Raw genomic sequence first — 6,451 nt, forward strand, 5'->3', positions numbered from 1 at the left:
CCGGCTAGCGGAGAGTGCATGAGTATCCTTGTCATCGGACAGTCAGGACAGATTGCGCGCGCGCTCGCCGAACGGGCGACGCCCCCGCACGGGGTGGTGACGCTTGGCAGACCTGAGCTTGATATCACCGACCCGGGCTCAATCCGCCGGTCGATAGCAGCCCAGAAGCCGCAATTGGTTATCAACGCGTCTGCCTACACCGCCGTCGACAAGGCCGAAACCGAACCCGATGCGGCGTTTGCTGTAAACGCAGAGGGGCCTGGAGCCCTTGCGGAGGCCTGTGCTGCAGCCGGGATTCCGCTCATACACTACTCGACCGATTACGTTTATGACGGCAGCAAGGCCGGACCCTATGTTGAAGACGATCCGACGTCACCGCTTGGCGTCTATGGGCGTTCGAAGCTCGCTGGTGAAGACGCTGTGAGGGCGGCTGGCGGCGATCATGTCATCCTGCGCACCGCATGGGTGTACAGCCCGTTTGCGGGGAATTTCGTCCGAACAATGTTGAGGCTGGCCAGCAGCCGTGATGAGCTTGGCGTCGTTGCCGACCAGTGGGGCTGCCCGACATCTGCGCTGGACATTGCCGATGCCACCCTTGTGATTGCAGACCGCTGGTTCGCCGGAAACGGCCAGCCGGGCATGTTTCACATGGCCGGCACAGGCGAGACCAACTGGCATGGATTTGCCGAGGAAATCTTTCGCCTGTCGAAGCAGGTCGGTGGGCCATCCGCCACCGCAAGGCCGATCCCGGCCACCGAGTTTCCGACGCCCGCAAAGAGGCCCGCAAACTCGCGGCTCGATTGCGCCCGTCTCGAACAGGTTTACAGCATCACCCTGCCGGAATGGCAGGACAGCCTTCGCGAAACCGTTCGCCGGCTGCTTGAAGAGGAAGAAAGCGTATGAAGGGTATCATCCTGGCTGGCGGTTCGGGCACGCGCCTCAACCCGGTCACCAGTGTCGTGTCGAAGCAGCTTCTGCCTGTCTATGACAAGCCGATGGTACATTATCCCATCAGCACGCTCATGCTGGCGAATATCCGCGATATCCTCATCATCACGACGCCGCAGTCATCGGCCCTGTTCCGGGGTTTGCTTGGCGACGGCAGCCAGTTGGGGATGAATTTCCAGTATGCCGTCCAGGAGAAGCCGGAGGGCCTCGCCCAGGCGTTCCTGATCGGCAAGGATTTCATTGGCAATGACCCGTGCGCACTGGCGCTCGGAGATAACATTTTTTACGGCGCAGGCCTCGGAGAGCAGTTGCGCGTAGCCGGCGAGTTGAAGGATGGAGCGCGCGTCTTCGCATACCGGGTGAGCGACCCGCAGCGTTTCGGCATCGTCGAGATCGACAGAGACGGCAACGCGCTGTCGATTGAAGAGAAGCCGAAAGAGCCGAAGAGCGACTGGGCCGTCACCGGCCTCTATTTCTATGACAATCAGGTCGTCGATGTTGCGAAATCGGTGAAACCATCGAAACGCGGCGAACTCGAGATCACGAGCGTGAACGACATCTACCTGTCTCAGAACCAGCTGAGCGTGAGCCGGCTGCCACGTGGAACCGCCTGGCTGGATGCGGGGACCTTCGACAGCCTGCTGGAGGCATCCCATTTCGTTCAGACGCTCGAAAAACGCCAGAAATTCAAGATTGCCTGCCTTGAGGAAATCGCCTGGCGCCAGGGCTTCATCGGCTCCTCGCAGCTCGAGAAGGCAGCCCGTGTCTACAAGAATGACTACAAGTCCTATCTGTTGGGCTTGCTGAAGACCTAGTTTGCGGCCGAGCGAACAGTGGTGAGATTGTGCAGCGTTGGCTCCTCCACGTAGTCGTCCCCATCGTTCTCTTCGGCAAGACGCTTGCGTTCAGCTGCGCGGGCATCGAGTACGGTCTGCGTTTCACCGATCATTCTGACTTCTCCACGCTCAAGCCAGATGACCTTCGTCGCGACACTACGGATCAGTTGCAGATTGTGTGACGCAATGACAATGATACCCGCCTTCTCTAGAAGTTCGTTAATCCGTACCTGTGCTTTTTCCTGGAAGTCCTCATCACCTGCGCCGATCCATTCATCAAGCAGGACGATGTCCGGCCGGAACGCCGTAGCGCACGCAAACTTGAGTCGCATCGCCATGCCCTGTGAGTAGGTCCGGATCGGCAGGTGCACGTAGTCACCAAGCTCGGTAAACTCAATAATCTCGGGCACGACCTGCTTGATCTGGCGGCGATTGGCGCCGGCCATCAGGCCGGACAGATAGATGTTCTGCAGGCCCGTTGCTTCCGCATTCATGCCGATTCCCATCGAGAACATGGTCGCGATCCGACCTTTGGTGAGTACGCGGCCTTTTTGTGGCGTATAGATACCGCCCATGACGCGTAGAAGTGTTGTTTTGCCAGAACCATTCGATCCAATTATGCCGAAGCGGTCGCCGTCGTTCAATTCAAGAGAAACTGACCTGAGCGCAGAAACGCTCAGCCGGTTTCTCTTGTCGCGGTCAATCTGGCCGGCAACCCGGCGGGACTCCCGGTTGGCGGTTTCGGCTTCTCCGACCCTGCGTGCTTTTGCTGCCGTCGGGAACGTCAGCGTTACGTTTTCCAATTTGATTTGTGTCATCGGCCTACTGGATCCAGTAAATTACCTTCCTGCGGCCCCAGGCGAATGTCAGAATAGCCAGCACCCAGCCCGCCGCTGTAATGCCTCCGACCGTTTTCCAGGAATCAATGGGAAACGTCCCGTCGAGCAGTGGTACCCGGAGAATATCAATGAAGTAAGTCAGCGGATTATAGTACGCGACATACGCCATTAGTGTTCCCGGAACAGGAATCCAGAGAATGGGCGTCAAGAAGATGGCCATGCGCATAATCGCCGCCAAAAACTGCGCGGCATCTCGGTATCGCGCCATGACTATGCCCAGGAACAAGTAAACCCAGATCGCATTGAACAGTGTTACCGCGAAAGCCGGCAAAACTTTCCATGCGCCAACGGTCGGCGAGTACCCAAAATAGATAAGAACAACAAGTGCGCCGACAATGTTGAAGACAAATACAATCGTATTTGTCGAGATGCTGTTAAAGACGAACAGGCTCAAAGGCATCAGCGTGCCTTTGAGCCAACTGGCTGCAGTCACAAACACGTTCACTGCAGACAGGATCATCTGGCTAAGGAGCTGAAAAAACAGGAATCCGAATATTACGTAACTCGCCTCATCGGACAGCTCTCCTCTGGAAACGGCCACGCGAAACGTCAGAATCGCGAACACGAACATAATGAAACTTAGAGTCGCCCAGAGAATGCCGAGAGAGGCTCGGCGATACGTGCTGACGAAGCTTTCCCAGGCCAGGGCCGTCCAGACATCAGCGCGCGAAAGGCCTTGCCAGATGTCGATCAGGGCTGCCAGCAGGGCGTTCCTGTCAGACCGAATACTCTGCTGTGGCAGGTCGAGCGTGACCGGCTTTTGCCGGCCCGCTCTGCTGCGGTCCTGCCGCGTGGAACGATCGCTGATGCTTGTGTCACTCATTTGCGATTCAAAAACCACGCTGTCACGATCAGATCAAGCTGGCTTTACGGCTATCCTGTCACAACGCCGTACCATCGCTGAGCTGGCGCCACTGTGCCCCGTCGAAAACGGCGACCTCACCGGCATCGGCGAAATAGACGAGACTGCCGGCCTGCGGCGACGATGGGAGATGGGCAGCGTCATAGCCTGCGAATACAAACGGGGCGCCTGACTTCATCTGTTCAGCCTCGATTATCAGCTGCGGACTATCGAAGCTGTTTGCCGCCCACAGGCTGACCCCCGCAACGCTCGAGCCCAGGGTCAGTCCGCCGATGCCGGCGTTTGAAACAATGGCACCCGAGCTCGCCAGCGACCCGGGCGCGGTTGAGCCATAGGCCTGCAAGAGGAAGCCGGACGCCGCGTTCTCGACTTCAAGACGTGTTGCCCCTGAGCCAGGGTCCGCAGGGTTGAAGATTCGCATCGCGACCTTGTAGCCCGGCCGGTCATAGCGAAGCGACAGGGGTTCGCGGGCGCGATGGTGCCGCGCCGTTCAGTCCGACAAAGCCGGTCTCATGGTCCACCGTCAGGGCTGTCTTTCAGTCTTCGCCGTCGGCGCTCACTTTCCTGGCAAGGTCGTCTGTGCCGGACAGGCCAACTTCCGCACGGCCCTCACAATCTGTCTGGAATACGATTGACGACGTGTTCGCAGCGCCGAGCTTGTTCAGCGCGAGATAGGCACGCCCGCTGCCCGGCGTCACATCGTCATGGCTGAAGAGCACCGTGTCGGATTTGACGGCGAGGCGTTGGGACGAGGTGGCGGACGCATTGATGCCGAACAGGTCTGCGCCGTCCGGCCGGGCTGCGTCCAGCTGCCAGCCTGCAGCGGGTATGATGATTCGCCAGGTGCCGTCCTGAAAGAAGGCGAGGCTGTGCTCGACCGCGGCGGTCCAGGCTGCGCCGCTGGCACCGGCCGGCAGGATGTCTCCGGCACCATCCTCCGGCGCTGCAGGTTCGGCGGCCACGCTCCGCGATTGCACTACTATCTGTACCAGCCAGTCGAGGCGCGAGAGACTCATTCAGCGTGACATGCTTCTGCACCTGATTCGGCTGCAGGTACGGTAATGAGAGATTGTGCGTCTGATCCATGTCCGCGGGGCCTTCCTTGTGCGTTGACGCGAGGAAGTATGTGCAGAGGCGTCATACGGTCGGATGGATTGAGGCTCGCCGCGTCTCGAGGCATGTGAAAAGCCCGCTTCAAAAGCTTTTTCTAGAGTTGCGCCAACCCCTGCCATGATGTGAATAAGATATCCGATCAGCAAGGCCGCGTCGGCCTGGCGGGTTCGCCAAAGCTCTTGAAACGCTTTTTCGGTTGGAGCTATGACTGACAGGGACGCTGGCCCCGCGCGGGCTGTGGGATGCAACGATTACTGAGGACAAAACATGCGAACACGTTCTGGCAATACCGGTATGGCCATTGGCCTGCTGGCGATGGGTGTGATTGTTTCGGGATGCAAGTGGGTAAACCCGGACAATGCGGACGCCCCTGAAAGCGAGCAGTCAGCAGACCCTCGGACTGATGCGCCTGCTGACGGCGCGACTTCGGCGGATGAGGCGTCCGCACCATTCGACGCATCGAAGTATGCGGCTGGGCCGAGGGGCGTGCCCATTCGCGATGGAGATCTGGTTAGGGTTCAGGACGACGGATTTGTCATTACGGCCAGAGGTCCCAACCCGTCCATTGGGCCGGGTGAAATCTATCCATTTGAAGAGGGCGCGACTTACAAGGTAACGGTGGAATACATTCCGCAAGAATACGTCGGCGAGCCAATGGCGGATATTGTCGCATGGACGCTCAATGATGCGGGGGATCCGATCGACGAGCGCGCCTATCAAGCCACGTTTCATGCGGGATCGCCGCCTGTCGGTGCGCTCCACAAGATTTGGCAAACCTTCCGGGTCGGCTCCTCAAACGCGGAAGATGAAGGGGTCGCAGTGATTCCGTACACGGACGCCGGCAGGGGGCTTCGCTTCACGAGTAATCCACTACGAGGCGGGGATGGTTCTCAGGCTCGCGTCATTAGTGTCTCGGTAACCAGACAATAGTCGGGAAAAGAGCGCAACTCGACTTGAATTGCCGACTACCGGACTGAGGGTTGCGCGCTCTCAAATGCGTAGTGCGACATTGTTTTGATGTCTTGCTGGGACAGGACATCAAGTTCGAATGGCTGCCAATTCAGCTCAGTGTCGCGGTCGAAGGCGGACAAGTAATCATCCATGCCAAACTTCTCAGCACTTGCCAGAGCCATATGCTGACAGATTTGTGCGACTTTAGGAGAAATAGTGCTGTATTGCGTGTGGTCATTGTCCAGCCTCACGGCGTCCTCGCGCATGCCGGTCACCATCTTGTTGACCTGATCAACAGACATTTTTTCGCCGAATAGAGTAGCTGAGTAGAAGATGAATATCTGCTGTTTCAGGCTGAACTTTTCCGTCCTTGGCAGGCCGCTAATCTGAGAGAGTCCGGCAGCGCAGGGAACACTGCTTTCGAACAAGTTGAGTATATTTTCACCCTGAGCGTACGGCGTATACTTGATGACTCCGTCAAATTTTTCATTTGTCAGCTTTATATGCTTGAAAAGCTGGTAAATGCTACTGAGGCGTTCGATCGCATATTCGTCGGGGTTGACTCGGACACGCCCGTATCGCGCGCTCTGTAGAAACATCGAGTCAAGGAACTTGTCGAACCGTCTAAAGAATATGAGTGTCTCTAAGCTCGTTCGAGCTTTTCCACTTTCTATGAGTCCATGTAAAGAACCGATGAACTTCGGGCCGATCAGATTAGAAAACTGTTCGGATGAAAATATGATCGGTTTGTGCTCATGAGAATCAATGAGTTCGTTTAAGAGTTGAACGATATTCGGATGAATCGACTTGGTCCGCAGGTCCTGGGCAAGCTGATGGTGGCC

Annotated in this window: 8 protein-coding genes; 3 read left to right on the top strand and 5 right to left on the bottom strand. The window is 57.5% G+C overall.

Annotation, left to right across the window (positions count from 1 at the left end; translation table 11 throughout):
* Window positions 1-18 precede the first annotated feature (18 nt).
* Both rfbD and rfbA read left to right on the top strand, forming a co-directional pair.
* A complete protein-coding gene (gene rfbD / locus D1227_RS04860) occupies window positions 19-903 on the top strand; it encodes a dTDP-4-dehydrorhamnose reductase (RefSeq protein ID WP_119403977.1) in 885 nt (294 codons plus the stop codon).
* Window positions 900-1,763 (top strand): glucose-1-phosphate thymidylyltransferase RfbA, encoded by an 864-nt coding sequence (gene rfbA, locus D1227_RS04865; protein ID WP_119403978.1) that lies wholly within the window; start codon window positions 900-902, stop codon window positions 1,761-1,763. The genes rfbD and rfbA overlap by 4 nt, the downstream gene beginning before the upstream one ends.
* On the opposite strand, the gene D1227_RS04870 is transcribed toward rfbA, so the two are convergent.
* The 4 genes from D1227_RS04870 to D1227_RS04885 all read right to left on the bottom strand — a co-directional run bounded on the left by D1227_RS04870 (window position 1,760) and on the right by D1227_RS04885 (window position 4,561).
* The gene (locus D1227_RS04870; protein ID WP_119403979.1) at window positions 1,760-2,602 is read right to left on the bottom strand and encodes an ABC transporter ATP-binding protein; all 843 of its coding nucleotides are present in this window, start codon (window positions 2,600-2,602) and stop codon (window positions 1,760-1,762) included. The two genes, rfbA and D1227_RS04870, sit on opposite strands and share 4 nt — an antisense overlap.
* A 4-nt stretch (window positions 2,603-2,606) precedes the next feature.
* The gene (locus tag D1227_RS04875; protein WP_119403980.1) at window positions 2,607-3,506 is read right to left on the bottom strand and encodes an ABC transporter permease; all 900 of its coding nucleotides are present in this window, start codon (window positions 3,504-3,506) and stop codon (window positions 2,607-2,609) included.
* A 58-nt stretch (window positions 3,507-3,564) separates the two neighbouring features.
* On the bottom strand, window positions 3,565-3,966 hold the full coding sequence (locus D1227_RS04880; RefSeq protein ID WP_119403981.1) for a hypothetical protein: 402 nt from the start codon (window positions 3,964-3,966) through the stop codon (window positions 3,565-3,567).
* A gap of 115 nt (window positions 3,967-4,081) precedes the next feature.
* On the bottom strand, window positions 4,082-4,561 hold the full coding sequence (locus D1227_RS04885; protein ID WP_119403982.1) for a DUF2793 domain-containing protein: 480 nt from the start codon (window positions 4,559-4,561) through the stop codon (window positions 4,082-4,084).
* A 391-nt stretch (window positions 4,562-4,952) separates the two neighbouring features.
* On the opposite strand from D1227_RS04885, the gene D1227_RS04890 reads away from it, so the two are divergent.
* On the top strand, window positions 4,953-5,588 hold the full coding sequence (locus tag D1227_RS04890) for a hypothetical protein (RefSeq protein ID WP_119403983.1): 636 nt from the start codon (window positions 4,953-4,955) through the stop codon (window positions 5,586-5,588).
* 35 nt (window positions 5,589-5,623) lie between these two features.
* Here the strand turns inward: D1227_RS04890 and D1227_RS19895 are convergent.
* Window positions 5,624-6,451: hypothetical protein (locus D1227_RS19895; protein WP_158586563.1), on the bottom strand; the 828-nt coding region annotated here is incomplete at its 5' end.

Source organism: Henriciella mobilis (assembly GCF_003576315.1).
Taxonomy (GTDB): Bacteria; Pseudomonadota; Alphaproteobacteria; order Caulobacterales; family Hyphomonadaceae; genus Henriciella; species Henriciella mobilis.